20 protein-coding genes and 4 pseudogenes are annotated in these 23,842 nt (G+C 59.8%); 10 read left to right on the forward strand and 14 right to left on the reverse strand.

The window, feature by feature from the left end:
* Positions 1 to 194 precede the first annotated feature (194 nt).
* The gene (locus tag FGA82_RS00815) at positions 195 to 1,154 is read left to right on the forward strand and encodes an EamA family transporter (RefSeq protein WP_141125670.1); all 960 of its coding nucleotides are present in this window, start codon (positions 195 to 197) and stop codon (positions 1,152 to 1,154) included.
* 419 nt (positions 1,155 to 1,573) lie between these two features.
* A complete protein-coding gene (locus FGA82_RS00825) occupies positions 1,574 to 2,917 on the forward strand; it encodes an MFS transporter (RefSeq protein WP_141125672.1) in 1,344 nt (447 codons plus the stop codon).
* A gap of 142 nt (positions 2,918 to 3,059) precedes the next feature.
* Here the strand turns inward: FGA82_RS00825 and FGA82_RS00830 are convergent, their stop codons facing one another.
* Positions 3,060 to 3,671: a dTMP kinase gene (locus FGA82_RS00830; protein WP_141125673.1), complete on the reverse strand. Its 612-nt coding sequence runs from the start codon at positions 3,669 to 3,671 to the stop codon at positions 3,060 to 3,062.
* Between the two features lie 126 nt (positions 3,672 to 3,797).
* Here FGA82_RS00830 and FGA82_RS00835 point away from each other — a divergent pair, with 126 nt between their 5' ends.
* Together FGA82_RS00835 and FGA82_RS00840 are read left to right on the forward strand one after the other, a co-directional pair.
* On the forward strand, positions 3,798 to 4,931 hold the full coding sequence (locus FGA82_RS00835; RefSeq protein WP_141125674.1) for an aminotransferase class V-fold PLP-dependent enzyme: 1,134 nt from the start codon (positions 3,798 to 3,800) through the stop codon (positions 4,929 to 4,931).
* Positions 4,932 to 5,097: 166 nt separating this feature from the next.
* A complete protein-coding gene (locus FGA82_RS00840) occupies positions 5,098 to 6,219 on the forward strand; it encodes an SMP-30/gluconolactonase/LRE family protein (RefSeq protein WP_141125675.1) in 1,122 nt (373 codons plus the stop codon).
* Positions 6,220 to 6,587: 368 nt separating this feature from the next.
* Here FGA82_RS00840 and FGA82_RS00845 read toward each other — a convergent pair whose 3' ends face one another.
* Positions 6,588 to 7,754: an MFS transporter gene (locus FGA82_RS00845; protein ID WP_141125676.1), complete on the reverse strand. Its 1,167-nt coding sequence runs from the start codon at positions 7,752 to 7,754 to the stop codon at positions 6,588 to 6,590.
* Between the two features lie 97 nt (positions 7,755 to 7,851).
* Here FGA82_RS00845 and FGA82_RS00850 point away from each other — a divergent pair, with 97 nt between their 5' ends.
* Together FGA82_RS00850 and FGA82_RS00855 are read left to right on the forward strand one after the other, a co-directional pair.
* Positions 7,852 to 8,757 carry a LysR family transcriptional regulator gene (locus FGA82_RS00850; RefSeq protein ID WP_141125753.1) on the forward strand — a complete coding sequence of 302 codons (906 nt, stop codon included), beginning with the start codon at positions 7,852 to 7,854 and terminating at the stop codon, positions 8,755 to 8,757.
* Between the two features lie 45 nt (positions 8,758 to 8,802).
* Positions 8,803 to 10,098, forward strand: a complete 1,296-nt coding sequence (locus FGA82_RS00855; protein ID WP_349305992.1) for an MFS transporter — start codon at positions 8,803 to 8,805, stop codon at positions 10,096 to 10,098.
* 101 nt (positions 10,099 to 10,199) lie between these two features.
* On the opposite strand, the pseudogene FGA82_RS00860 reads toward FGA82_RS00855, so the two are convergent.
* A pseudogene (locus FGA82_RS00860) lies at positions 10,200 to 10,307 on the reverse strand (zinc-binding dehydrogenase); the annotation flags it as partial.
* 149 nt (positions 10,308 to 10,456) lie between these two features.
* On the opposite strand from FGA82_RS00860, the gene FGA82_RS00865 reads away from it, so the two are divergent.
* On the forward strand, positions 10,457 to 10,918 hold the full coding sequence (locus FGA82_RS00865) for a hypothetical protein (RefSeq protein WP_141125679.1): 462 nt from the start codon (positions 10,457 to 10,459) through the stop codon (positions 10,916 to 10,918).
* 16 nt (positions 10,919 to 10,934) lie between these two features.
* Here FGA82_RS00865 and FGA82_RS00870 read toward each other — a convergent pair.
* A pseudogene (locus FGA82_RS00870) lies at positions 10,935 to 11,165 on the reverse strand (MFS transporter); the annotation flags it as partial.
* On the opposite strand from FGA82_RS00870, the pseudogene FGA82_RS00875 reads away from it, so the two are divergent.
* Positions 11,159 to 11,362: pseudogene (locus tag FGA82_RS00875) on the forward strand (XdhC family protein); the annotation flags it as partial. The pseudogenes FGA82_RS00870 and FGA82_RS00875 overlap by 7 nt on opposite strands.
* Positions 11,363 to 11,485: 123 nt before the next feature.
* Positions 11,486 to 12,388: a bestrophin family protein gene (locus FGA82_RS00880; RefSeq protein ID WP_141125680.1), complete on the forward strand. Its 903-nt coding sequence runs from the start codon at positions 11,486 to 11,488 to the stop codon at positions 12,386 to 12,388.
* A 43-nt stretch (positions 12,389 to 12,431) separates the two neighbouring features.
* Here the strand turns inward: FGA82_RS00880 and FGA82_RS00885 are convergent.
* The 10 genes and pseudogenes from FGA82_RS00885 to FGA82_RS00930 form a co-directional block, all read right to left on the reverse strand.
* Positions 12,432 to 12,524, reverse strand: a pseudogene (locus FGA82_RS00885) (MetQ/NlpA family ABC transporter substrate-binding protein); the annotation flags it as partial.
* A 26-nt stretch (positions 12,525 to 12,550) separates the two neighbouring features.
* Positions 12,551 to 15,295 carry a cystathionine beta-lyase gene (gene metC, locus FGA82_RS00890; protein WP_141125681.1) on the reverse strand — a complete coding sequence of 915 codons (2,745 nt, stop codon included), beginning with the start codon at positions 15,293 to 15,295 and terminating at the stop codon, positions 12,551 to 12,553.
* A gap of 61 nt (positions 15,296 to 15,356) precedes the next feature.
* Complete coding sequence (locus FGA82_RS00895; RefSeq protein WP_141125682.1) at positions 15,357 to 15,953, reverse strand: cysteine dioxygenase; 597 nt, start codon at positions 15,951 to 15,953, stop codon at positions 15,357 to 15,359.
* A 17-nt stretch (positions 15,954 to 15,970) separates the two neighbouring features.
* The gene (locus tag FGA82_RS00900) at positions 15,971 to 16,807 is read right to left on the reverse strand and encodes an amino acid ABC transporter ATP-binding protein (RefSeq protein WP_141125683.1); all 837 of its coding nucleotides are present in this window, start codon (positions 16,805 to 16,807) and stop codon (positions 15,971 to 15,973) included.
* Positions 16,794 to 17,582: an amino acid ABC transporter permease gene (locus FGA82_RS00905; RefSeq protein WP_141125684.1), complete on the reverse strand. Its 789-nt coding sequence runs from the start codon at positions 17,580 to 17,582 to the stop codon at positions 16,794 to 16,796. Before FGA82_RS00905 ends, FGA82_RS00900 begins: the two co-directional genes overlap by 14 nt.
* On the reverse strand, positions 17,572 to 18,306 hold the full coding sequence (locus FGA82_RS00910; protein ID WP_064389953.1) for an amino acid ABC transporter permease: 735 nt from the start codon (positions 18,304 to 18,306) through the stop codon (positions 17,572 to 17,574). The genes FGA82_RS00905 and FGA82_RS00910 overlap by 11 nt, the downstream gene beginning before the upstream one ends.
* On the reverse strand, positions 18,303 to 19,514 hold the full coding sequence (locus FGA82_RS00915; RefSeq protein ID WP_141125685.1) for an aminotransferase class I/II-fold pyridoxal phosphate-dependent enzyme: 1,212 nt from the start codon (positions 19,512 to 19,514) through the stop codon (positions 18,303 to 18,305). The genes FGA82_RS00910 and FGA82_RS00915 overlap by 4 nt, the downstream gene beginning before the upstream one ends.
* Positions 19,511 to 20,935 carry an FAD-binding oxidoreductase gene (locus FGA82_RS00920; protein ID WP_141125686.1) on the reverse strand — a complete coding sequence of 475 codons (1,425 nt, stop codon included), beginning with the start codon at positions 20,933 to 20,935 and terminating at the stop codon, positions 19,511 to 19,513. Before FGA82_RS00920 ends, FGA82_RS00915 begins: the two co-directional genes overlap by 4 nt.
* On the reverse strand, positions 20,932 to 21,783 hold the full coding sequence (locus tag FGA82_RS00925; RefSeq protein WP_141125687.1) for a transporter substrate-binding domain-containing protein: 852 nt from the start codon (positions 21,781 to 21,783) through the stop codon (positions 20,932 to 20,934). The genes FGA82_RS00920 and FGA82_RS00925 overlap by 4 nt, the downstream gene beginning before the upstream one ends.
* 58 nt (positions 21,784 to 21,841) lie before the next feature.
* A complete protein-coding gene (locus FGA82_RS00930) occupies positions 21,842 to 22,684 on the reverse strand; it encodes a transporter substrate-binding domain-containing protein (protein ID WP_141125688.1) in 843 nt (280 codons plus the stop codon).
* A 252-nt stretch (positions 22,685 to 22,936) separates the two neighbouring features.
* Here FGA82_RS00930 and FGA82_RS00935 point away from each other — a divergent pair, with 252 nt between their 5' ends.
* Positions 22,937 to 23,797, forward strand: coding sequence for a LysR substrate-binding domain-containing protein (locus FGA82_RS00935; RefSeq protein WP_141125689.1), 861 nt, complete (start codon positions 22,937 to 22,939; stop codon positions 23,795 to 23,797).
* The last annotated feature ends 45 nt before the right edge of the window (positions 23,798 to 23,842 follow it).

A 23,842-nucleotide genomic window follows, 5' to 3' on the forward strand; every position in this document is an offset into this window, starting at 1 on the left:
CGCGCTGCACAAAGTCATACGATCTCTATTTTTTCTCAAGGCACTAAAGGTCAGCCGTAGAGTGTTGCAGACCCGTATTTACGCTGCATGGGGTTCTTGCCCATCGCCGTCGGATACGGTACAAACCGGTTAGTTGTACGACAACATAATAAAAACCGGGTCGCCTTGAGCGGCTATTACTCTTGAGATCTGCCATGCCTCGCCCTACCGCTACGCAAACCGTACCGCCGCCCTACCCCCGTTATCTGGCTGTGATCATTCTGTTGTGCATGGGCTGTGCGTTTGCCGGCAATCATGTGGCGGCGCGAGTTGCATTTGATGATGGCGCGGGGGTGCTGCTGGCGATTTTGATGCGTTCCGGCGGGACCTTGCTGGTGCTCGCGATTCTGGTGCTGTGGCAAAGACAAAGCCTGCGCTTGCCGGCGGGTGCGTGGCGCTGGCAACTGTTGCTGGGGTTGCTGATTACTGCGCAGAGTCTGTGTCTGTATTCCGCTGTCGCGCGGGTGCCGGTGGCGCTGGCCCTGCTGGTGGCGAACGTATTCCCTATTCTGCTGGCATTGCTCACCTGGGCGCTGGGTGGCCCGCGACCGAGCGCACGCACCGCGACTTTAATGGGTTTGATTCTGCTGGGTCTGGTGTTTGTACTGGACGTCCCCGGGCGGCTCTCGACCACGACAGAGGTCAGTGCGCAATGGCTGACGGGCGTCGCGCTCGCGTTCTGCGCCGCCAGCGTGTTCGCGTGCGCGCTGTGGATCACCGACCACAAACTGTCTCAGGTACGCGGCTCGGTGCGCAGTCTGCTGACCATTTTCATCGTGTTCAGCAGCGTCAATCTGGCGGGGCTGACGGGCGCCCTTCCTGGCGGATTGAACCTGCCCGCCACCTCGACCGGATGGCTGGCCCTTGCCACCCTGGTGGTGCTGTACGGCACAGGTTTTATCGTCCTGTTCATTTCGGTACCTCGCCTCGACATGCCGCGCAATGCGCCGGTCATGAACATCGAGCCATTGGCAACGCTGCTGATGGGCTGGATTGCACTGGACCAAATGCTCAGCAACGGACAGATTCTCGGCGGGGTGATTGTGGTCACGGGCATCGTTTTGCTGACTTATCGTAAATCAGTCGTCAAGGCTGAGGTTAATGCCGGTGCGTGAAGGTTTCTTGCCCGACTATTGATTCATTGCACTGGCGTTTTTTTGGCCTGCTTCGGCCAGCTTCTTTTGCACATAAAAAAGCATCAGCACCGAATTTCTCTGAGCCTGCCGAGATTGCTGCTCAAACGACGCCAAAAGCTCTTCTTCACGGTTATAGAAGTGCCAGTTGGTAGCGCGCTGAGGGAGCGTCAGCAGGCAACACCTGCGTCCCAACGTCGCAGCAAACAGCTCTTGGCAAATCCTGCACAAGCCTTAGAATCCCGCGCTCTCTCGCAGCCCCCATCGGTGGTTGCCTGCATCACTGTCACAAAAACGCGTACCTGACTGGCTGGCCACACCTCGCTGACGTGTGTCCGACTCAACCGCCCTGCCCGATCGGCAGGCATTTGCACCACAACACACTTGGGCTTGGCAATCGCATGCGCAGAGGCGCACGTTGCGCTGTTCGTTCTCTAGAGGTTTTTATGTCTCCGCGTTTGCTGGCCATGGCGCTGGCGCCCCTGCTCGGGCTGTTCATTGTTGCGCTGGGTAACGGTTTCATGTCGTCGCTGACCACCCTTCGACTGGACGCTGCCGGTGCCTCGACCACGATGATCGGTATCGTTTCATCGGCTTACTTCATCGGTCTGACCCTGGGTGCCGTGTTCAATGACCGCTTGATTCTGCGCATCGGCCATATCCGCGCCTACGGCAGCTTTGCCTCGCTGATCGCCGTGACCATCCTGCTGCAGGGCTTGTTCTATGACACTTGGGGCTGGTTCGCCCTGCGTCTAATCAACGGCTGGGCCACGGTCGGTGTGTTTCTGGTGATCGAAAGCTGGCTGCTGCTGGCGGGTGACGCGAAGATTCGCGGGCGCTTGCTCGCGTTGTACATGATCGTCCTGTACGGCGCCGGTGTACTGGGCCAGGCAGCGCTGGGAAAAATCACCGGGTTGAGCGACAGCGCACCGTTCATGGTTGCCGGCATGCTCGCTTCGTTTTCGGTGCTGCCGATCGTGATCCTGCCGCGCGTGTCGCCGCTGCTCGATCAGGTGGAACCGCTCAAACCACGGCAACTGTTGGGCGTGACGCCGACCGGGCTGGTCGGCTGTTTCGGCTCGGGTGTGACCATCGCGGCGATTTACACCTTGCTGCCGCTGTATCTGCAACGCGCCGGTCTGAATGTCAGTGAAGTCGGCAGCATGATGGCCTGGACGATTCTTGGTGCGATGCTTTTGCAATACCCGGTCGGACGTTGGTCTGATCGCAAGGATCGCTTGCAAGTGCTGACCATTCTGACGGTGGCGTGCACCGTGTTATCGCTGGTGATCGTGCTGTTGCCGCTGTCCTCGACAATGCTCGCGGTGATGTTGTTTCTGCTCGGTGGCGGTGTGTTTGCGCTGTACCCGGTTGCCGTCAGCCACGCGGCCGACCGTGCCCCTGCCGAAGCCTTGGTGCCAATGATTCAGGGCTTGCTGCTGATCAACTCGCTGGGCTCGGCGATCAGCCCGATGATGATCTCGCCGGTGATGAACTCGTTCGGGGCCAATGGGCTGTTCTGGGTATTTGCGCTGGTGAATCTGTGCATGGTCGGCTTTTTCCTGTGGCGACGTGGCAAGCGACCGGTTCCGGCCAATCCTGCGCCGTTTGCAGCGGCAGCGACCTTCTCGCCAACCGGGGCGGAATTGCGGGTGACTGAAGATCTGCGTCAGGCGGTGCAGGAGCATCCGCCGATGGTGGATGCATTGAGCGGCGAGCCTTCGCCGCAGTGTGAGGCCCGCTGAAGGTTCCTCCAGTCTGCGCCAACGATGGGACAACGACATACCAGAGGTTTGTGAGCATGGGTGGCGTGTGATCCGTCAGTACGGTTAGCTCAGATCAGAGAAACCTGAAATTCAAATTAGACCAGCGCCTGCGCAGCGATAATCAGCCAAGCACTTTATAGATCTCTGCAACCACCTGAGTCGTTGCGGCTTCGATGGTTCCTTCGTTACGGCACAACACCCAGCCATGATCGGCAACCGCCTGCTCGAACATCTCGCTACACACGACGTGCTCGGCGTGTTTCTGGATCACCGTGCCGCCCAGTCCACGCGATCGTGCAGTTGCCCTCGCCCATGAAATATCCGGCGCAGTGACGACGCCGACATGCAGATCCGGCACGCGCACACCTCGCTGCATGTTCAACTGCAGAATCTCGGCAAACGGCACGCTATGGCGAAATGCGGCATCCGACGGATACCAGCGATCGATCAAGATAATGCTGTCCAGCGGCTGTTTGGGCAGCACTTCTCGGGATATCCAGCGACGGCTATCTGCGAGGCGCTGACACACCGCCCACTCCAGATCCCGGGAGGGATGTCTGGCGAGCTGGTTGACCAGGGCCATGGTTTCGCCGCGGTATGGGTCGCTTTTTCTCTCGCACAGCCGAATGACTTTGTGCTTGTCGGCCCGCAGTGCTGCAGTAACAGCCTCCAGCAGTGTGGTTTTGCCGGTGCCCTTGGGCCCATCCAGAGAAATAAACAGCGGCAGCTTCATGGTTCACGCAACGATTGAGACATTGCCGAGCACTCTAACCTCATTTGCGTAAATCAATGAGCGATCCCTGCCCTTTGCCTACACTTGCTTGCCAATGATGTTTACCCCTCTGCCAAAGGAGTCACCATGTCCAAGCTCTATCCGAGCATCGATCCCGAGGGATTGGTCGAGTACTCAGTGGTCTACACCGACCGCTCGCTGAACCACATGTCGCAGTCCTTTCAAGGCGTGATGAAGAACATTTCCAAAACCCTGAAACAGGTCTACAACGCCGAAGCGGTGGCGGTGGTTCCGGGCAGCGGCACGTTCGGCATGGAAGCGGTGGCGCGGCAGTTCGCCACCGGCCAGCAATGTCTGGTGATACGCAACGGCTGGTTCAGTTATCGCTGGAGCCAGATTCTGGAGATGGGCAACATCCCGGCGGACACTAAAGTTCTCAAAGCCCGGCCGGTCGAGACGGGGCGCCAGGCAGCTTACGCCCCGCCACCTCTGGACGAAGTGCTGGCAGCCATTGCGGCGCAGAAGCCGACAGTGGTCTTCGCGCCCCACGTTGAAACTTCATCCGGAATTCTCCTGCCTGACGAGTACCTGCGGGCCGTCGGTGACGCTGTGCATGCAGTGGGTGGTCTGTTCGTGCTGGACTGCATCGCCTCCGGCACGATCTGGGTGGATATGCACAAATGCGCCGTCGACCTGCTGATCAGCGCACCGCAGAAAGGCTGGAGCGCCTCCCCTTGCTGCGCCCTGGTGATGTTCAGTGCTTTGGCGCTCGAGCGTATCGAACACACGCAAAGCAGCAGTTTCGCCTGCGACCTGAAAAAGTGGCTGCAGATCATGCAGGCCTACGAACAGGGTGGACATGCCTATCACGCGACCATGCCAAGCGATTCCCTCGCCCGCTTCAACGATGTGATGAAAGAGACGCAAGCGTACGGGTTCGACAAGGTTCGCGATGAACAACAGGCGCTGGGTGATCGGGTGCGTGCGTTGTTGACCGGCAGAGGTTTCAAAAGCGTCGCCGCAGAAGGCTTTCAAGCCCCCGGCGTCGTGGTGAGCTACACCGATGATGCCGATATCAAGAACGGCAAGAAATTTGCCGAGCACGGCCTGCAGATCGCTGCCGGCGTGCCGCTGCAATGCGACGAACCGGCCGACTTCCAGACCTTTCGCCTCGGGCTGTTCGGGCTGGAGAAACTGCAGAATATCGAGCGCACGGTCAGCCTGCTTGAGCAGGCATTGGATGAAGTGATGGCTGGCTAAGATCTGTTCGTTCCCGCATGCCAATTTTACGGTGGAGGTCATGCTCACTGGCTTCCACCGCTACAGGCGCGCTATGGCCCACGCGCAATGAACAACTTGTACGATGTCCTATCACAAGGTATTACTACGTCTCCCCCAAAAAAAATAAAACCACGGAGATCGCTACATGGACTCATCCCTGTCCGCCACGCCTGAAAGCCTTGACCCAGCGAAAGGCAACACCCGCCGAAGCTTCCTGAAAAAATCCCTCGCTGTTTCCGCCACGCTCGCTACCGTCGGCAGCGTCGCACTACCCCGACTCTCCGAAGCCGCCGAACCCTTGAGCCAGCGCTACCCTGACCCGCTGATTCACATCCTCGACGACAGCTTCCTTGAGCTGCGTATTTTCAACGCCAGTGTTGAAAAACTTGCCACCGGCATGCGCTGGGCCGAAGGGCCGGTGTGGGTCGGTGATGGCCGCTATTTGCTGGTCAGCGACATCCCCAACAATCGCATCATGCGCTGGGACGAAATCACCGACACCTTCAGCGTGTACCGCGAACACTCCAACTTCTCCAACGGCATGGGCCGGGATCGCCAAGGGCGTCTGATTGTCTGCGAAGGCTCCACCACCACCAGCGAAGGCCGGCGCATCACGCGCACCGAAGCCAATGGCACGATCACCGTGCTGGCCGACAGTTTCGACGGCAAGCCCTTCAACTCGCCCAACGACATCGTCTGCAAACGTGACGGCTCGATCTGGTTCACCGACCCGCCCTTCCAGACCGGCAACAACTATGAAGGCCACAAGATCACCCCGAGCCAACCTCACGCGGTGTACCGCATCGACGGCGAGAGTAAAAAGGTCACGCGGGTCATCGATGACCTCAACGGCCCCAACGGTCTGTGCTTTTCTCCCGATGAAAAAACCCTCTACGTCGTCGAAGGTCGCGCCAAACCCAATCGCTTGATCTGGGCGATAGCCGTGAAGGACGACGGCACACTCGGCGAACGCCGCAAGCACATCGAAGGGCTGGACTATGCCGCCATCGACGGCATCAAGTGCGACGAAGCGGGCAACTTGTGGTGCGGCTGGGGCGGCAATGGCGATCCCAAGGCTGATCTGGAAAAACTCGACGGCGTGCGCGTGTTCAATCCGCAGGGCAGGGCCATCGGGCACATTTCGCTGCCAGAGCGCTGCCCGAATTTGTGCTTCGGGGGACGCGAAGGCAATCGGTTGTTCATGGCCAGCAGTCACTCGATCTACTCGCTGTTTGTGAATACTCGGGGGGCTACGTTTGCGTTGTAGAAGCGAGGTTCGTCTCGCGATGGTTCCGTGATTGTCGAAACAATAGCCTGCCGCGCATCCGAGGATGCGCGGCATTCAAGCCGGTTTACTGTCCCCGCCTCGCTGGACCTTGTGAAGCGGACAGCAGTTTACGACCAGAAGCCTTTGTGCGGTTCAGCCGCCTCCCCCTCCAGCATCGGCCCCCACACTTGAGAGGTTCGAATCAGAGCGCTATTTCACTCACTCGGCAGGCACTCAGGCAGTGATATCCGTAAGCCGTCCTTAAGGGAACGGTTACTCCAGGCCGTTTGCTACCTTGCGCGACTGGCAGAAAACGGCCCAAAGCGGTTGGTACATTCAGTACCGGTGGGGGTTGAAACTGTGCGCAGTCAAACCACGGCAGCTTCAATCGTTCTGGAACGCCACGCAAACCCCAACACCATCAGCAGCCCCAGGCCCGCCATTGCCGCGCCGGCCAGGGAGATCGCCGGATAACCCAATCCGCTGCTGATCACCGCACCACCCAGCGCTGCGCCAATCGCATTGCCGAAGTTGAAGGCGCCGATGTTTACCGCCGAGGCCAGATTGGGCGCATCCTTCGCCGCTTCCATGACGCGCATCTGCAGCGGCGGCACGAGGGCGAAGCTGGCAATACCCCAGATCAGAATGGCCACGGCGGCCGGCAGCGGCCAGCGCATCAGTACGGTGAACGCCAACAACACGACAATCAGTACGCTCAGCGAGACGATCAGGGTGCGATCGATCGAGCGGTCAGCAGCCTTGCCGCCCCACATGTTGCCCAGCGTCAAACCGACACCGTAAAGCATCAGCATGGCGGTGATGTAAGCGGTCGACGCATGGGTCTCGCTGCTGAGGATCGGCGCGATGTAGGTGAAGACGGTGAACATGGCGCTCGAGCCGACCACGGTCAGGGCCAGCGCCGCCAGCACCGGGCCGCGCCCCAAAACTCGAATTTCCGCCATGACACCGACGCTTTTCGGCGCAGGCACATTCGGCAAGGCGAACCACAACGCGGCCATGGTCAGCACGCCCAGACCGGTGATCCCCCAGAACGCGGTGCGCCAACCGAACAGTTCGCCAAACCAGGCGGCCAGCGGCACACCGCCGATGGTCGCCAGGGTCAGGCCCATGAACATTGCCGCCACCGCCCCGGCACGTTTTTCCGGGGCGACCAAGGTAGCGGCGACGACGGAGCCAACGCCAAAGAAGGCACCGTGGTTCAGTGAGGTCACGACTCTGGCGACCATGAGGCTGTAGTAATCGGTGGCCAACGCTGACATCAGATTACCGAGGGTGAAAATCGCCATGAGCCCGATCAGCAGATAGCGCCGGGGAATCTTGCCGGTGGTCAGGGTCATCAGCGGTGCGCCGAGCAATACGCCCAGCGCATAAGCACTGACCAGCAAACCGGCAGCGGGAATGGAAACGCCCAAGTCCGCAGCGATTCCCGGCAACATGCCCATGGGGGCGAATTCTGTAACGCCGATGCCGAAGGCACCGATGGCGAGTGCAACAAGTGGTGGATTGATACGCATCGAAAGCTCCTCATCTATGCCGCCAATGCTACGATCCTGTCTTTTCAGGCGGTAGATAGCATTTTTGGCAATCACCTTTGCGTAGGAGGCACAAGTGGTGGATTTCAACGGCAGGTCAGGTGAAATGAGCGTGTTCACCACCGTGGCGCAGGAAGGCAGCCTGTCGGCCGCTGCGCGTGCGCTGGGCCTGACACCCTCGGCCGTCAGTCGGATCATCGCGCGCACCGAGCAACGGCTTGGCACTCGCCTGCTATTGCGCACCACCCGAGCGATCACCTTCACCGCCGAGGGCGAAGCGTTTCTGCGCGGCGCCCGGCGGATCCTCGCCGACATGGACGAGGTCGAAGAAGCCATTGCCGACCAAGGCGTGCCCAAGGGGCGATTGCGCGTCAGTGCCGCCCTTGGCCATGGACGCTTGGCTATCGTTCCGTTGGTCGCAGCCTTCAGCGCCCGTTACCCGAACATCGTCGTCGACCTCAACCTCGGCGACGAAGTGGTCGACATTCTTGGCGGGCAAGCCGACGTCGCGGTGCGTTTTGGCCATCTACCCGACAGCCCGCTGACCGCACGCAGGATCGGCACTACCGGCCAGGTCGTGGTGGCATCGCCGGCGTATCTGCAGCGCCACGGCGTCCCGCAGGAACCGGAAGCCCTGCTACAGCACAACTGCCTGCGCTTCAATTTCAAGCGTGCCGAACCCAACTGGCCATTCATTCGCGATGGCAAAGCGTTTTCCCTGAAGGTCAGTGGCAACATCGAATGCAGCAGTGGTGAAGCGCTGGCACAGTTCGCGCGAATGGGCGCCGGCATTGCCCGTATCGGCGAGTTCAGCGTGAGCGAGGATCTGCAGCGCGGCGACCTGATTGCGCTGCTGGAAGCCTGGAACCCCGGGGATCAGGAGCCGATTCATGCGGTGTTCGTCGGGGGCGCGACGATGCCGGCGCGGGTGCGATTGTTTGTGGACTTCCTGGTGGAACATCACCGGATGTCAGCCGAGGATTAAACTGATGTTTCCGCAGCTGCATTGCGGATAATTCTGCGCGTGCGAATGACATCCCAAACACAAGGTGCGGTGCAAGGAAATCACCCATTGAGTACATTTCGAAAGTATCTTTGCCTGGACTTTTTACTTTGGATCTACCTCGGCTGTTGGAATACGACGCTACCTCTGATTATCGTGCAGCGAGGAAGCCTCTTGGAGCTGGCAGCCTACGAAACAGCCCTGGCACTCGCGGCGATCATTTCAATGTTGTGTCTGGCGCCGCGTGTTGAGTCAATGCGTCGCAGTACAGCGCTTAAGGTCGGCTGTTTTGCGGTATTGATTGCGAGCGTATTGCGATACTTTTTTGCCGCAAACTGGTATTCGCTTGATGCCCTGATATTGATCGATGTGATAGCTGCATCAGCATTTGGAATGATCCAGCCTCTTTTGGGCATCTATCCTTCGGAAACCGTTGATAAACATCGTGCGGACGCTGCATTTCGCGTCCGGCGCATCGTTGTTACTGTCGGCCGGGTTACGGGGCCTTTGTTGGCGGGTATTGTGATTACGGTTTCTTCACTGGAAATTTCGCTGCTATTGGTGTCGATCGTGGGATTGGTCATTGTGGTTTTAGGCATGGCGTTACCGGTCAGCACAGCCCCTGCCCTACAACGCAGAAAACCATCATCCGATCTTGTTAATGACATGCTGTTGGGGCTTAGACTCAAATGCGTTCTACCGCCAGAACAATTTTTGACCTTTTCCGGATTACTACTTGGTTTTGCCGTCACAGCGACCGTACCGATGCTCGTGCCAACACTCATACACACTCACGGTTTAGCTGAAGGTAGCGTTGGCTTGTTCAATGCGGTATTCGCCGGTGGAGCCGTTGCAGGTTTGTTATTTTTAAGCCCGCTTATTAGCAAAAGGCAACATCAGCGCAATAAGTATCTCGGATGTTGGGCATTATTGACTTTTGCACTCTGCGCAGCGGCGCAAGCAGACGAAATCTGGCAGTTGAGTGCTTGCCTGTTTTTCGCCGGGGCGGCAAGTGCTTGCATTACGATGGTTGGAATGGACAAAAGAGTCATGTCGATCCCCTCCGGCGTACGCGTGCGACTGATGGCATCCACGTTAGTGATCAGTCAGCTAGGCAGCTCGGTCTCATTCATGATGACGGGCGCCATCATGTCCAGATCCGGTGCAACCAGTTTGATGTGGCTTTATCTCGGGGTATTTCTGATTATCGTCATGTATTCCATGCGATCAAAAAGGATATGGCACTTCCTGGAGGATGACGCTGAGTCAGAGCTGTATTACGCGAAAAACCATCCGAAACTGGCTGCAATCATGAGTTCATGAAATGCGGTTGAGATATTGCTCAGTCAACTCCAACTCAGACTCTTATGTTGAAGCTGCTGTAATAGGCCAGAAAAAGGCGCCAATTTGGCGCCTTAACGTTATTAAGCGACTTTGATCACTACTTTCCCAAATGCTCCCCTCGCGAGATGTTCGTAGGCTTCTCGTGCTTTCTCGATCGGATAGACCTGATCGATCACGGGACGGATTTTGGTTACGGGGCAGAACCGGTCCTTCGCGAACGTCCGTTCCTGCCCAATTCCCATAACACCCTCATGTAACCCAAAAACACGCCGATACCGTGCTGCAGCACGGAAGCACCGCAGCAGCACTTACTTCATGGACGGCAGGAACCCGAACAATGTTGGAATACCTCTGGCGCAGCATCCATTCCCCGGACTACTTGCCCAACGTACTGGAGTGGATGCTCCATATTCTCCTCAGCCCTTTCCTGGTGATCATGTGCCTGATGGTCGGGGCGCTGGCCGGTAAATGGTGGAGAGCACTGCCCTACGGCAGCCTGATTTGCTATGTGGTCTTTCTGAGCCGGTCTTCTTTCTATCGGTGGGAAAGCACTTTCCCCGTAGCCGGTCTGCCTGCACTGGCAATCGATGGCGCGCTATTGGCGCTCCTCGGCTTCTATTTGAAAGGCGTACTCAGAACCCGCTCTGAAGCGAAACCCGAAGGCCATTGGCTGCGCGGGCTTTATCAAGGCCTTAAGGTCGTCATGCTGACAATCATGGTGTTGTTCTGGGGAATCGTCGTGCTGTTTGTCGTGGTCTTCACTGTCTCGGTCTCGACCCAGCCGTCATTGGTGCACTGAGCAGCTTCCTGCTTGATCAGACAAATCGGGTCTCAGGATCGCCGGGAACAGCGCCCGAATGAACTGCCGACGCCACAAGATGAACCTCCGTGGCATTGCGCCCCGCCAGCCAGGCCAGCACAGACGCGACGACCAACACCGCAGCACTGAGCTCGAATGTGGCTTTGTAGCCACTCAGATCAAAAGCCAGCCCCCCAATGATCGCGCCGCCGGCGATCGCCTGTTGGACAATCGTCACGAGCAAGCCGCGAACGCCTGATCGAGCATTTTGGTGAAATCGAGGCCTCGCTTGAACGCCTGCATGGGCCGATCGGCCTCTACATCGGCAGCAAGACGCCTGCAGAAATCGCCGTCAGTGTGATGGCGGAGATTCTGGCGGCGAAGAATGGTGCGCGCCTGCCGCAAGCGTTTTCAATTGCCAGGGGCAAAGCGCTCGCGGAGTGAGTGGTACGTCTACACCGCGTCGATGCCATCGACCGGGCGGTGACGGCAAAAACCGAACCTTTCCCCCCAAAACACCGTCCGAGCTAAGGCGTTAACGCCTACCGCTCGCCACGAGGTTTCCGTTTGAAAGCTGCCATCGTCAGAAAATACCGTTTGATCATCAAGACTCTGGGCTATGTCGGCTGGGCGTTGTTCTGGCTGCTGCTCTGGGACATCGCCGTCACCGTCGACTTCATGCTGTTCCTCAATGCCAAGCTGAATCTGCCATTGATGCCCCTGACGTTATTAGGTTCGGCCTTGATTGTTCTGATCAGTTTTCGCAATAGCAGCGCTTACAACCGCTGGTGGGAAGCACGCACGTTGTGGGGTTCGATGATCAACAATTCACGCAGCTTCGCTCGGCAGGTGCTGACGCTGCTGGACGACTCCGGCAGCGAAGTGAACCCGGTCAAGTCGACCCTGTTGCGCCGGCATGTGGCCTATGTAAATTGCCTCGCGGCGCATCTGCAGGGCCAGCCTTGTCCCGAGGAGGTCCGGGCATTTATTCCCGCCGATGAGTTCGCCCGCAGTGGCACGACCAATAATTTTGCCAACGATATTCTCACCGGCTCCGCGACCTTGCTTGCAAGGGAATACAAGGCCGGGCGCCTGGACAGCATTCGTCTGGCACGGCTGGAATCGACCTTGGTGGATTTGTCCAACAGTCAGGGCGGCATGGAGCGGATCGCGAATACACCGCTGCCCTACCCTTATGTGTATTTTCCGCGACTGTTTATCTCGCTGTTCTGCCTGATCGTGCCCGTCGGGCTAGTTGAATCCCTGGGCTGGTTCACGCCGTTGGCCTCGACCGTAGTGGGTTTTATGCTGCTGGCCATCGAACGCATCGGCACCGATCTGCAAAGCCCGTTTCGCCACAGCGAGCATCAGATTCAGATGGAAGCGCTGTGCGAAACCATCGAGAAGAACCTGCAATCGATGCAGCGTGATTCGCTGGGCGATGTGCGTCGGGTTGAAGAGAACGCTTGAAGATGTCGGGAGCCGTCAGCATGTCTGCCGGCTCCCGACTGAGTCAGAACGCCGGCACCACATCGCCGTGATAACGCTCAAGAATGAACTGCTTCACCTGCGGTGAATTGAGCAATGCACCGAGTTTCTGCACCGCCGGCGCGTTGGCCTTGTCGCGACGCGTTATCCCAACGCCGCAAACCCCCGCCGTAAATCCTCGATCAGCGCGGCAACATCCTCCAGCCCGACATGCAACCTCAGCACCGGATTGAGCAAGCGCTCGGCTGCGCCAACGCGATCTTGGGTATCCGCCACGGTAATCAGGCTTTCATACCCACCCCACGATGCCCCCAGTCCGAACACCTGCAACGCATCAATAAAGCGCTCAACGCCGTCCACATCGGCAGCGCGCAACTCAAAGGACAACAAGCCATTGCTGCCGCTGAAATCGCGTTTCCACAGTTCATGCCGTGGATGTTCAGACAACGCCGGGTGAAACACGCGCTTCACCTGCGGCTGATCCTGCAGCCAATAGGCAATCTCCAGCGCCTGACGCTCGTGCACTTCCAGCCTTGGCGCCAAGGTTCGCGCACCGCGCAGCACCAGATAGGCATCGTCAGGGCTGACGGTGATGCCAAAGGTGTCGCTCATCGACGCCAACGGCTGCCAGACCTCCTGCAGTGTGCAGACGCTGCCCATGACCACATCGCTGTGCCCACACAGATACTTGGTCAGCGCCATGATCGAGATGTCAGCGCCGAGTTTCAGCGGTCGATACAGGTAGCCCGAACCCCAGGTGTTGTCGACGGCCAGCAGGATGCCTCGTGGTTTGCATAGCGCGGCGATGGCTGGCAGGTCGGCGAGTTCATAGCGCAACGAGCCGGGGACTTCGGTGTAGACCATTTTCGTCTGGGGCAGCAGTTGCGCCGCCAGGTCGCTGCCGTCGGGGGCGAAGTAGTTGACCTGGATGCCGAACGGCTCGAGCAGTTCGCGGGCCAGACGTCGCACGGGCGCGTACACCGCGTCAGTGATCAGCAGGTGATCGCCGGGGCGCAGGTAGGTCAGGAAGGTTTGGGCGACAGCGGCCAGCCCGGTGCCGAACAGCCGGGTGCGGTAACCGCCCTCCAGTTCGGTGACCAGATCTTCCAGAGCGAACGCCGTCGGATTACCCCGCGCGCCGTAGCTCAGCACGCGTTCTTTGTCTCGGCGGGCACGGGCGTCGCGCATTTGCGCCAGATTGTCGAACAACACCGTGCTCAAGCGACTGACCGGTACGTTGACGCCCCGCGCACCAGTGCCCTTTGCGCTTCGCCCGGCTTGCACAAGGTGCGTGCGGACTCGCCAATCGGGTTGCACACGCAGGGGTTTGAGACTGGCGATCTCATCCGCGCTCATCTGCGCCAACAAGCCGATTTCCCAAGCCAGATACTGACGGGCGGCGTCTTTGTTGCCGGAGTGCCGATCGTGGGTGAAAAACAGAAAGTCGATGCATTGCTCATCGGGCGGCGCGTTAGCGTCCTCCTGCACGGCGAATCCAGCCGCGCGCCAGGCAGCGAGACCGCCCTCCAACAGGCGCACGTGCTCACGCTGATCGGCCGTCAGCGCTTGTGTGGCGAAAGCGGCCAGCCGTGGGTCGTCGGCCAGCAACACCACAGGGCGCTGCTCGCCAGCGAGGTCATTGGCGAACAGCGAGCGGATTGACCAGCGCGAGCCGGCAATATGGGCCTTGCGGTAGCTCATGCTCGGGCGCAGGTCTATCAGCGCTACCGCGTCATCCTTCAGCGCATCATTGAGCGACTGCGCAGTGATGACGGGCAACGCCGAATGAGCCGGAGCCTCATGCACCGGCAACGCCAGATCACTGTTGACCCCGCCTGCCAGCACATAAGCCTCATGGCCCAGTTGTCGCAGCCAACTCGCGACAATCGGCGCGCGCACACCATCGCTGTCAAGCAACACCAACCGCGCCTGACGCACGCCGATGTACAGATCCGTCGATTGAATCAACTGCCCACCCGGGGTGTGTTGCGCACCCGGCAGGCTGCCAGCGGCAAATTCCTCGGCAGTGCGCACATCACAGAGAAACAGACTGCGTGCGCCCTCCTTCGCCCATTGCCGAACCCGCGCAGCGACCACCGTTTTCACGCCTGCCTGCTCGGCCACTCGCGTGGCGGCGAGACGTTGTTTTGGCAAGGTCTGCGAAGACACCGCATCGGCATAGCGCCGAGTGCTGCCGTGCTCCAGCTGGAAGTCTTCGAGGTACCAGCCTTGCGTGCCGTTCTCCAGCGCGTAAACCGGGTTCTTCACGCCCAGATTGATCAAGGTCTGGGCGCCGATGATGCTGCGGGTCCGCCCGGCGCAATTGACCACGATCGGCGTGCTGTCGTCCGGCACCAGATCCTGTACGCGATAACCCAGCTCACCATTCGGGCAGCAGACCGAACCGGGAATGGTCATCTTGCGGTATTCGTCGAACGGCCGTCCGTCCAGCACCACCAGCGGCTCACCCCGCGCCTGCCATTCGGCCAACTGCGTGGCGGTGACATGCGGCGTATGCGCAGCCTCCTCGACCAATTCGCCGAACGCCTTGGACGGCACATGCACCCCGGCGAACAATTGATAACCGGCCGCCTGCCAGCCGTTGGCACCCCCGACGAGCACGTGCACGCGGCTGTAACCCAGCGTTTGCAAAAGCTGAGCGCAACGTGCCGCCACATCCCCGCCATTCTGGTCATAAATCACCAGTCGCACCTGAGGGTTAGGCGCCAGGCGCCCGACCTCCAGTTCCAATCGGCTATAGGGCAGATTGACCCCGAAAAACAAGTGAGCTTCGCCATACTGGCCATGCTCCCGCACATCGAACAGGGCGATTTCCTGTCCATCGAACAACCACTGCTGCAATCGCTCCGGGGTTACGGTCTGGCTCATGGGATTTCCGAAAAAAGAAATTATTGAAGCGCCGGCGAGCGCTCATTGGCCGCGATGTCGATCATGCGTAGGCCTTGATCGACGGCGCCATTTGCGAGGCGTTGTAATTGAGAATGCGCCCATCGGCTTCGACGCCATAACGGCCGTTCAGCGACTCCAGCGGCAAACCGTAGAGGTGAAAATGCAAGGTGGCCTGCTCGCCTTCGACACGAATGCCATGCAGGTCTTCACCGAGAAATGCGATTGAGACGCCGGGCTGCACGATCACCTCTTCTTGCAAGTGCAACGTGGTGAACCCCGGTTCGCGGCCTTCGTCATCGCGACGGTAAACGTAATTGATTTCCTCGCCTTCGACCGCGCTGATGATCGCCCAGGTTTCGTGGTTGTGGGGGATGGTGCTCTTGCCTGGCAACAACGAGTTCAGATACAGCGTCGGTGTGTCGCCATCATCATTCAGACGGTAGCGAAACGCCGTGCTGCCCTGCCCCGGCACCGGCGCGGGAAATGCCTCGAAGTTGAACAGATCACGCCGTTCGGCAAGGTCTTCGAGCAGGACAACAATTTCTGCCAGCGCGGCGCGGTCGACGCCACGTTGATTGATCACACGGATTTTCTGCAGAAAATCCTCAACGACGGCGGCACGGTTTTCGGTACTCATGAACAGGCTCCTCGGTGTCAGACGGACAGGCTGTAGCGACCCAGATTGGTCAGCAGATAGGGGTCATTGGCGACGACAGGACGGCGCCCCGGATCGCCCAAGGCATGGCGCAAAAAGGTTTGCGTGCGCTCGCTGTCCGGGTGTTGAAAAATCTTCGCGGCGCTGCCGTGTTCGACGATCACGCCGTTTTCGGTGAAGTAGACGATGTCGCTGATTTCTTCGGCGAAACGCATCTCGTGGGTCACCAGCACGCAAGTCATGCCCTCTTCGGTCAGCTCACGAATCACCGTCAACACCTCACCAACGGTTTCCGGGTCGAGGGCCGAGGTCACTTCGTCGAACAGAATCAGTTCCGGGCGCATTGCCAACGCCCGGGCGATCGCCACGCGCTGCTGCTGACCACCGGAAAGTTGCCCGGGAAAGGCATCGGCCTTGTGCTCCATACGCACTTTGGCGAGCAAGGCACGCGCTTCTTTTTCCGCCTCGATCCGGCTGCGGCCCAGGACTTTGCGCGGCGCGATCACCAGGTTCTCCAGCACCGACAAGTGCGGGAACAGGTTGTACTGCTGAAAGACAAACCCGACCTGCTTGCGCAATTCGATGCGCTGGGCCTCCTGAGCCAATGTGTGCACCTCGGTGTTGCCCACGCGGATCGTGCCGCGCTGCGGCTGCAGCAGACCGGTGATGCAACGCAAAATGGTCGATTTGCCGGAGCCGGACGGGCCGATGATCGACACCGCCTGACCACGATGGACATCCAGATCGATGCCCTTGAGCACCGGGTTGCTGCCGAACGACAGGTGCAGATCGCGCAGGCTGATCAGGGGCTCGGCGACGGTTTCAATAGAAGGCATAACGTCGCTCCAGGCGTTGGGTGAGACGGGAAATCGGGTAGCAATAGGCGAAGAACAACGCCAGCAGACTCAGGTAAATCACCACGGTAAAACCGGTCATGTTTACCGTGTTGCTGGCGATTTGCGCGGTATCAATCACGTCGTGTACGCCAACCAGTGAGGCCAGCGCGGTGCCCATGGTGATGACGGCATACAGGTTCATCCACGGCGGCAACATGCGCTTGAAGCATTGCGGCAGGATGATCGAGCAAAAGATCTGCCCTCGGCTGAAGGCCAGCGAACGCGCGGCTTCCCACTGGGTGCTGGGGATCGAAGCAATCGCGCCGCGGAAGATTTCCGCAACGTTGGCGCTGGCCGGCAAGGCCAGGCCGATGGTCACCTTGACCCAGTCCGGGAACGACACATACGTGCTGCCGATGTGGATCTCAAACGGAAACACGTAAGTGGTGAAGTAGATCAACACCAGCCACGGTGCATTGCGGAAAATCTGCACCCAGATTCGCGCCGGCAGGCGCAGCAAGCGCAATGGCGACAAGGCCAGGGCGCCCACCAGCAACCCCAGCACCGATCCCAGGCCGATGGCGACCAGACTGATCAGAATGTTCTGCGCAAAGCCTGTGGCCAGCGCCGGCGACCATTGCAGCAGCGCTTTGAGCACCGGACTTTGTGGGGTGAAGTAGACCAGCCAGAGCACAGTACCGGCCGCCAGCAGCAACTTGCCGAGGTGTCGACGCGGCCAGGTCAGCGGCGCGGCAACGGATGATTCAATGGCCATAGCCGGGCATCCTCAGGCGCGCTTCGAGGTAGCGCCCCACACAATTGACGGTAAAACTCAGCAGGCCGAAAAAGCTCAGGATCAAAATCATCAGCTCCAGCACGTTGTCGCTCTGGGTCCAGATCATGATCGCCGCGTAGGTGATATCGCCGACGGCAATCGCCGAGGCCACGGCGGTCATCTTCACCAGATCAATCAGGTTGTTGATCAGTGACGGCAAGGCAAAACGCAGAGCCAACGGCAGTTGCACGTTCCACAACAACTGACGGCTGTTGAACGCCAGAGAGCTGGCAGCCTCCAGCGTCACCGCGGGCACGGCCTCAATGCCGGCGCGCAACGCCTCGGCATGAAAAGCGCCTTTGTGCAGTGAGATCACGATCACCACCCAGGCGAACGGCGTCAGCGGATTCGCCGCGCCGACGGCTTGGGTCAACAACATGTTCAGCACCAGAAACGCGCAATACAGCTGCACCAGCGTCGGTGTGTTGCGGGTGACTTCGACAAATACCCGTGCCGGTCTGGCCAGCCACGGTTTGCCTGAGGTCAGCATTGCCGCCAGGCCGACACCGGCGAGCAAGCTGCCGACGATGGTCAACAGGCACAGCCACACCGTGGTCAATGCGCCCTGTGCCAACGTGCCGCGCTGATAGGCGTCGAGCAGGAAGCTGTAATTGAGACCGAAACCGGCGGTCCAGTGGACGAACATTTCCAGCCAGTGATTCATGTGGCGCCCCGCAATTGTCGGCAGGCATGAGCGATGCGGCGCCCGGCTTCAGCCACGTTGTCGGTCCCGGTGGCGATTGACAGGCGAAACCACGGCGACAAGCCATAAGCACTGCCCGCCACAGCCGCGACACCCTCATCCAGTAAATACGCGACGACATCCGCGTCATTGTTCAGGCGCACACCGTCCGGGCGATAACGCCCGAGCAGACCGGCGCAGCGGACAAACACAAAGAAACCGCCCTGCGGCTCAAGCACTTCCAGGCCGTCGATGTCGCGCAAGGCGTTCACCAGCAAATCCCGACGCCAGTGATAAGCCGCCACCTGTTCCGGCAAGAAATCCAGGCCTCCGTCGAAAGCTGCCAGTGCGGCGGCTTGCCCCACCGAGGACGCACCGGAAGTCGATTGCGACTGTACGACCGCCATGGCCTCGGTCAGCACTTGCGGGCCGGCGCCGAAACCGATGCGCCAACCGGTCATTGCGTAGGTTTTCGAGACGCCGCCGACCAGCAGACAACGCGCTTGCAGATCGGGCGCCACATTGAGCAGGCTCTGTGCCGGTTGACCGTCAAAGCGAATGTGTTCGTAGAGTTCATCCAACAGGATCAGCACCTGCGGATGACGGCGCAGAACGGCAGCGATCGCTTGCAGCTCAGCCACGCTGTACACCGCGCCACTCGGATTGCCGGGACCGTTGAGGATCAGCCAGCGGGTCCGTTCGCCGATGTGCTGTTGCAGTTGCTCGGCGCTGAGCTTGCAGCCCTGCTCAAGTCCGCACGCGATAAACACCGGCTCGCCGCCATTGAACCGCACACTGTCCGGAAACGACGGCCAATACGGTGTCGGCACCAGTACCTCATCGCCGTCATCCAGGGTCGCGGCGAACGCGTTGAAGATGATCTGCTTGGCGCCGTTGGCGATCACGATGTCGGCCAGCGGATAGTCGAGACGGTTTTCTCGTTGCAGTTTGCGCTGCACCGCCAGGCGCAAGGCTTTCACGCCGGGGGTTGGCGTGTACTTGGTCGCCCCGGCAGCGATGGCGGCATAGACGGCTTGTTTGATGTGTTCGGGGGTGTCGAAATCCGGCTCGCCGGTGGTCAGGTCGAGAATGTCGCGACCGGCCTCACGCAATTCAGTCGCGCGGGATTTGGCGGCGGCATTGGCCGACAGCGAGACGCGTTGCACACGTCGGGACAGGCGCAGGTTCATGGCGCAATCACCTCCACGACTTTACCGGGATTAAGCAGGTTTTTCGGGTCCAGCGCCTGCTTGATCCGCCGCATCAGGTTCAGCTCGACCGGGCTTTTATAGCGTTCAAGCATGTCCCGTTTGCGCTGACCGATACCGTGTTCGGCGCTGATCGAACCGCCGTGGGCATGGGCGCTGTCATGGACCAGCTCGCCCAATGCGGCGTAGTTGGCCATGTGCGCCTCGACGGTCGAGTCCAGCGGGTGCGCCACGTTGTAATGCAGGTTGCCGTCGCCCAAATGACCGAAGGTGAAATGACGCACGCCGGGGAAATGCGTTTGCAACAACGCATCGGTGTGCGCGACGAACGCCACGATTTGGGAGATCGGCACCGAAATGTCGTGCTTCATGTTGCGTCCGGCGCGCTTCTGCGCCTCGCTCATGTTTTCCCGCAGCAGCCATAGCGCTTCGCTCTGAGCGAGGCTTTCGGCGATCAATGCGTTGGCGAGCAAGCTGTTTTCGAACGCTTCGCCGAGCACCTCTTCAAACGCTTCGCGCGCATGGCTTTCGCTGTGGTTATCCGACAGTTCGAGCAAGGCGAACCACGGCAGACTGACGCCGAGAAACGGTTGCGGCCCTTCGGGAAACTGCTCGCGTAACAACGCCAGACACTCGGCGCTGAGCAGTTCGAACGCCGTGAGGCTGGCGCCGAAACCAGCGCGTGCATGGGAAAGGAATGTCACCGCTTGAGCGAGGGAGTCGAAGGCCAGCAACGCCGTGGCTTGCGCCTTGGGTAACGGGAACAGCTTCAGCGTCGCCGCGGTGATAATGCCGAGTGTGCCTTCGCTGCCAATAAACAGATCGCGCAGGTCGTAACCGGTATTGTCCTTGCGCAAACCGCGCAGACCGTTCCAGATTTCGCCCTCAGCGGTCACCACTTCCAGGCCCAGGGTCAGTTCGCGGGTATTGCCGTAGCGCAACACGGCAGTGCCGCCGGCATTGGTGCCCAGATTGCCGCCAATCGTGCAACTGCCTTCGGCGCCCAGACTCAGTGGGAACAAGCGTCCGGCCTGACGGGCAACGTCCTGAACGTTTTGCAGAATGCAGCCGCTCTCGACGGTCAGGGTGTCGTTATCGGTGTCCACCGAGCGCACCCGATTCAGGCGATCAAGCAGCAACAGAACGGCGTAACCGCTGGCGTCCGGCGTGGCGCCGCCCATCAGACCGGTGTTACCGCCCTGCACCACGATGGGGGTGTCCCGTGCCACGCAGGCACGCACTACCGCCGCGACTTCCTCGGTACTTGCCGGGTGTACAGCGGCAATGACTTGCCCGACATACCGGCCCTGTTTGTCAGTCAGGTACGCCGCCGCGTCTTCGCTGCTCTGTACATGGTTGGCGCCGAGCAGTTGCTGCAACGCTTCGAACAATGCCCGGCTCATGGTTGCGCCGCCAACGGCGCTGCATTGCGGTACTGCTCGTGCAAGTCACGCAAGGCCTGCGACGGTGCCATGCCGGTGCGCTCGCCGAGTTCGATCAGCCAGCCACTGCGGTGCCAGTCACGGACGATGGCATCGAGTTTCGCCTGGGTATCGTGCTCGCCCTTGCGTAGCCAGATCACTGAGTTGGACGGAATCAGATCGTTCGGCAGCGGCGTTTCATAACCGGACCACTCGGCATCGCTTGATAATGCATGCATGGTCGGGCTGACATGCACTGCTGCCACACAACCATTGCCGCGCAGCGACAGCAGCGATTCCGACTGACTGCGGAACGCCTTGATCTCGGCACCGTAGGTTTCCTGCAAAGGCTTGATGAAATTGCTGCCCTGCGACACGCACACCGGTTTGCCCTTGAGATCGGTCCATTGGGTAATGCCCACACCCTTTCGAATCAACGCCGCGCCACCGACCTCCTCGTAAGGCGTGGGCACGTAATCGAGAATCTCGGCGCGCTCATCGGTGAACTGCATGTTGGCAATCAGGATATCGACCTTGCCCTGCTGCAAGAACTGCACGCGATTGGGTGCCAGCACGGAGACGGTTTTGGCTTCGACGCCCAGTGCCTTGGCAATGCCCTTGGCCAGTTCGACGTTGTAGCCCAGGTGCTCGCCGGTCTTCGGCTCGATCGTACCGAACGGCGGGCCGCTGAGAATCACCCCGACGCTGATGGCGTGGCGTTGCTCGATCTTGTCCAGCGTCGCATCGGCCTGGGCGAGGCTGGCGACCATACCGGCACACCCCGCCAGGCACAGGGTTAGCAGATTTCTTGCGGAGAAATGACGGTTCATGCACGACTACCTTGCAAGGCCATCGCGCAGCACGATGGACCGTGGAAAACGTGGGCGATCAGGCGCCGTTGGCTTGAAACTGCTTTTGCAGTTCCACCAGCGCAGGTGATGCGGGGGTGATGTGGTTGCGGGTCTGGGCTTCAATCAGCCAGCCGCTGCGATGCAGGTCTTGGATGATCGGATCGAGCCTGGCCTGGGTGTCGCTTTCGCCGCGACGGGTCCAGATCACCGACGGTGCGGGGTTGAGTTCGGGACTGATTGCTCGATAGCCCTGCCATTCGGCGGAGTCGGCGAGCAGCGGATTGATCAGCGTGGCGTCATGCACCGCCGCGACGCAGTTGTTGCCACGCAAGGCGAGCAACGATTCCGACGAGCTCTTGAAGGCTTTGATCTCCACGCCCAAATCGGTCAGCGGCTTGACGTAACTGCTGCCCTGCGAGGTGCAGACTGCTTGGTTTTTCAGATCTTCCCAGCGGGTGATCTTGCTGTCCTTGAGTACAGCGGCGGTGCCACCGACGCGATAGAACGGCGTCGGTACGAAGCCGAGGATCTCGCCGCGCTCGGCGGTCCACTCCATGTTGGCAATCAACAAATCGACTTTGCCTTGCTGGAGAAACTGCACGCGGTTGGCGGGCAGGACCGGCACCAGTTGCACTTCAGCGCCGAGGCGACGGCCCAACTCCTGCGCGAGTTCAACGTTCAGGCCTCGCGGCTTCTGCGTGGCAGGATCAATCCCGCCGAACGGGCCACCGGACAGCAACACGCCGACCATCAACTGATGACGCTGCTCGATCTTCTCCAGCGTCGCATCGGCATGGGCACTCGCACTGCCGGCCAGCGCGATCAGAGCGCCCATTACCACGGGCAACCATTGTTTAACAGGCGTGCGCTTGAGCAACATGAACTTCCCCCAGATGGTTGATCGGCGTACCCCGATCTGTGTGAGGGCATCCTATGTACCGCGCAGGTGTAACGGAAATTCAAATATCTAATATCGTTATAACTCGGCGTATTGCGACTTTTGGTATAAGCCTTTGAGCCCTGTGTTTACTGGGAGTCTGGATTGGTCAATTCAAGCCATCGACAGAAACACATCAACATCTGTAATGTTTAGCGTTGCCGTATTGATATAAAACAGCCAACAGGAATGGCCATGTCGACATCATCCACCCTCGACCTCGAATTGCTGCGCACCTTTATTGCTGTTGTGGATCACCACAGTTTTGCCGAGGCCGGCGCACAACTGGCGCGCACGCAGTCGTCGGTCACCCAGCACATGCAGCGCCTGGAGCAACTGGTCGGCGTGAGTCTGTTCGAGAAGCGCGGGCGGCAAAAACAACTCACCGAGGCTGGATTGCAGTTGTTGCGCAATGCGCGGCAAATGCTTCTGCTCAACGACGAGGCACTCAATGGTCTGCGCGAAAGCACTCTGAGCGGCGTGTTGCGCATCGGCTCGCCCCACGACATCGCCGATACCATCCTGCCGCCGATGCTCAGCCACATCGCCCGCTCGGCCCCGCGCCTGCGGCTTGAGATCGACGTCGGTCGCAGTCCGTTTCTGATGGAAGACTTGCACCGCGGCAAGATCGACATGGTCATTTCCACCCGCCAGGACGCCAGCCTCGAAGGCTTCGCCCTGCGCACTTCGCCGGTGTGGTGGATTTGCTCGGCGCAGTACATCCATAACCCCGGCGAACCCTTGCCGTTGATTCTGGTGGACGAGCCGAGCATCTATCGACGCTACGCACTGGAAGCGCTGGAACGCGCGAACATCCCATGGCGTCAGGCGTATCTGGCTTCCAATCTGATCGGGATCAAAGCGGCGACACGCGCGGGTCTCGGCGTCACGGCGCGGAGTATGGAAATGCTCGGGCCGGACATGCGCGTACTGGGTGAAACCGACGGGTTGCCACGGTTGCCGGACGTGACCTATCACCTGTGGATCCGCCCCAACACCGTGAACCCGCTGGTGCGCCGGGCTTATGAGTTGATCAGAAGCCGTCAGGGGGCGTGACTGATCACCGACGCTGCAAGATTTCGTGGTCTAAGCTGCCTTTTA

This window comes from Pseudomonas fluorescens, from assembly GCF_005938625.1.
Classification (GTDB): domain Bacteria; phylum Pseudomonadota; class Gammaproteobacteria; order Pseudomonadales; family Pseudomonadaceae; genus Aquipseudomonas; species Aquipseudomonas fluorescens_BD.

Bases quoted from the DNA above. Each gene is read 5' to 3' on its own strand.
- FGA82_RS00840 (WP_141125675.1), top strand. From the start codon at position 5,098: ATGGACTCATCCCTGTCCGCCACGCCTGAAAGCCTTGACCCAGCGAAA.
- FGA82_RS00845 (WP_141125676.1), bottom strand. From the start codon at position 7,754: ATGCGTATCAATCCACCACTTGTTGCACTCGCCATCGGTGCCTTCGGC.
- FGA82_RS00895 (WP_141125682.1), bottom strand. From the start codon at position 15,953: ATGAGTACCGAAAACCGTGCCGCCGTCGTTGAGGATTTTCTGCAGAAA.
- FGA82_RS00865 (WP_141125679.1), top strand. From the start codon at position 10,457: ATGTTGGAATACCTCTGGCGCAGCATCCATTCCCCGGACTACTTGCCC.
- FGA82_RS00925 (WP_141125687.1), bottom strand. From the start codon at position 21,783: ATGAACCGTCATTTCTCCGCAAGAAATCTGCTAACCCTGTGCCTGGCG.
- FGA82_RS00915 (WP_141125685.1), bottom strand. From the start codon at position 19,514: ATGAACCTGCGCCTGTCCCGACGTGTGCAACGCGTCTCGCTGTCGGCC.
- metC (WP_141125681.1), bottom strand. From the start codon at position 15,295: ATGAGCCAGACCGTAACCCCGGAGCGATTGCAGCAGTGGTTGTTCGAT.
- FGA82_RS00825 (WP_141125672.1), top strand. From the start codon at position 1,574: ATGCGCAGAGGCGCACGTTGCGCTGTTCGTTCTCTAGAGGTTTTTATG.
- FGA82_RS00830 (WP_141125673.1), bottom strand. From the start codon at position 3,671: ATGAAGCTGCCGCTGTTTATTTCTCTGGATGGGCCCAAGGGCACCGGC.
- FGA82_RS00815 (WP_141125670.1), top strand. From the start codon at position 195: ATGCCTCGCCCTACCGCTACGCAAACCGTACCGCCGCCCTACCCCCGT.
- FGA82_RS00920 (WP_141125686.1), bottom strand. From the start codon at position 20,935: ATGAGCCGGGCATTGTTCGAAGCGTTGCAGCAACTGCTCGGCGCCAAC.
- FGA82_RS00930 (WP_141125688.1), bottom strand. From the start codon at position 22,684: ATGTTGCTCAAGCGCACGCCTGTTAAACAATGGTTGCCCGTGGTAATG.
- FGA82_RS00910 (WP_064389953.1), bottom strand. From the start codon at position 18,306: ATGAATCACTGGCTGGAAATGTTCGTCCACTGGACCGCCGGTTTCGGT.
- FGA82_RS00935 (WP_141125689.1), top strand. From the start codon at position 22,937: ATGTCGACATCATCCACCCTCGACCTCGAATTGCTGCGCACCTTTATT.
- FGA82_RS00900 (WP_141125683.1), bottom strand. From the start codon at position 16,807: ATGCCTTCTATTGAAACCGTCGCCGAGCCCCTGATCAGCCTGCGCGAT.
- FGA82_RS00855 (WP_349305992.1), top strand. From the start codon at position 8,803: ATGACATCCCAAACACAAGGTGCGGTGCAAGGAAATCACCCATTGAGT.
- FGA82_RS00905 (WP_141125684.1), bottom strand. From the start codon at position 17,582: ATGGCCATTGAATCATCCGTTGCCGCGCCGCTGACCTGGCCGCGTCGA.
- FGA82_RS00835 (WP_141125674.1), top strand. From the start codon at position 3,798: ATGTCCAAGCTCTATCCGAGCATCGATCCCGAGGGATTGGTCGAGTAC.